The sequence below is a fragment of the Cupriavidus sp. 05T313 genome, assembly GCF_056396665.1.
Genome location: NZ_JBFTLX010000479.1, coordinates 1 through 1777 on the forward strand (window position 1 = coordinate 1; position 1777 = coordinate 1777).

The window sequence follows — 1777 nt, forward strand, 5'->3', positions numbered from 1 at the left end:
GTAGTGATGACGATGTCGGCGGCCTTGGCGCGCTCGTGCACCAGTTCGGCCTGGCGCCGCATCCAGTCGGGCGGCATGGGGCGGGCATAGCCGCCCACGCCCTGCGCGATCTCGCGCTCTTCGTCGGTGACGAAGGGCACATCGAGGAATTTGGCGCCCAGCGATTCGATCTGCTCCTTGACGGCGGGACGCACGTCGGAGGCTTCGATGACCGCGCCCAGCCGCTTCGCGGTGGCGATGGCCTGCAGGCCGGCCACGCCGGCGCCGAGGATCAGCACGCGCGCCGCCTTGACGGTGCCGGCGGCGGTCATCAGCATCGGCATGAAGCGCTGGTAGTGGTGGGCGGCGACCAGCACGGCCTTGTAGCCGGCAATATTGGCCTGGGAGGAGAGCACGTCCATGCTCTGCGCGCGCGTCGTGCGCGGCGCGGCTTCCAGCGCGAAGGCCGTCAGCGAGGCGCGCGCCATGCGTGCATTGTTCTCTGCGTCGAAGGGATTGAGCATGCCGATCAGCGCGGCGCCGGGCTTCATCAGCGCGAGCTCGGCATCGTCGGGGGCGCGGACCTTGAGCACCAGTTGCGCGCCGAGTGCCTGGGCCGCGGTGCCAATGGTGGCGCCGACCGCCTCATAGGCCGAGTCCGGCTGGCTGGCACGCACGCCGGCTCCCGACTGGACAATGACCTGATGGCCCTGGGTCACGTATTTCTTGACCGTCTCCGGGGTGGCGGCGACACGAGTCTCACCTGCCCGCGTCTCCTGCGGGATGCCGATGTGCATCGTCAATTTCTCCTTTTGCTGGCGTCTTTGAGGCGCTGTCAAAATGATTCTGGCGATGCGGCGAGACTTGTCGTACGACGTGTACGGCAAGGCAACGCGCCTGACCAGAACCGATTCATTTCATTCTGACAATGCCGCTGATCTGCTTTAGCGGGCTGACGTCCTCGGCCCTTGTGTCCTGTCATGCGGACGGCCAGGGCCGAACGCAGCGCACAATTTTTTCGCAGCTTACAGGAATCTGACGCTTCGTGGTGACTGGCCGGTCGGCTTTTGCGCAACAGCACGGCCAACGCATGGCGGCTATCGGAGCGGTGCATGACCGGCGTCCCCAGGGCCCGCGCCGCGGCCATTGCTGTCCCTGGCTGCGTGTTGTCCGCGCGCGCCGGCGGCCTCGCGTGGATTTTTACGTCATCCCTTGGCGCACTGCTGCTTTCTTGACACCGATYTGAGACGCGACCCCGTACTGTTCCGGTCGTCGCGCGGCCATCGCCGGCGCGAGCGTTCGCTGATTTCCACCGATTGATGTCTTACCTTTCAGACAAGTTATCCATGACTGCCTTTCGCCTTGGCGCTTCACGTGCCTGCGCCGTTTCCCTTGCTGTTTCCCTTTCCGGCGCCGCGCTCTTGCTGGCTGCCCCCGCATTTGCCCAGAGCGCGCCGGGTGCGGCGGCTGCCGAAGTCTCGCCGCACGCTTTCACCGCCAACGTGACGCTGGCCAGCGAGTATCGCTACCGCGGCCTGATGCAGACCAACCGCCGTCCGGCCATCCAGGGCGGGTTCGACTACACGCATTCGAGCGGCTTCTACCTGGGCAACTGGAACTCGAGCATCAGCTGGCTGGGCGACAGCAATCCGGAAGTCTCGGCGCCGATTGAAATTGACTTGTACGGCGGCTTCAAGAACACGGTGACGCTGGGCGGCCTGGAGTGGAACTACGACGTCGGCGTGCTGCAGTACTACTACCCGGGCGACTACCCGAGCGGCTTTACGCGCCCTTACAC

The 1777-nt window shown here is 65.5% G+C and carries 2 protein-coding genes; one reads left to right on the forward strand and one right to left on the reverse strand.

What is annotated here, in order from left to right:
- Positions 1 to 776, reverse strand: a 776-nt coding sequence (locus tag AC1DKD_RS41010; RefSeq protein ID WP_477144720.1) for a Rossmann-fold NAD(P)-binding domain-containing protein, incomplete at its 3' end; no start/stop codon positions are given.
- Between the two features lie 549 nt (positions 777 to 1325).
- Between AC1DKD_RS41010 and AC1DKD_RS41015 the strand changes: the two genes are divergently transcribed.
- Positions 1326 to 1777, forward strand: a 452-nt coding sequence (locus AC1DKD_RS41015; protein WP_477144721.1) for a TorF family putative porin, incomplete at its 3' end; no start/stop codon positions are given.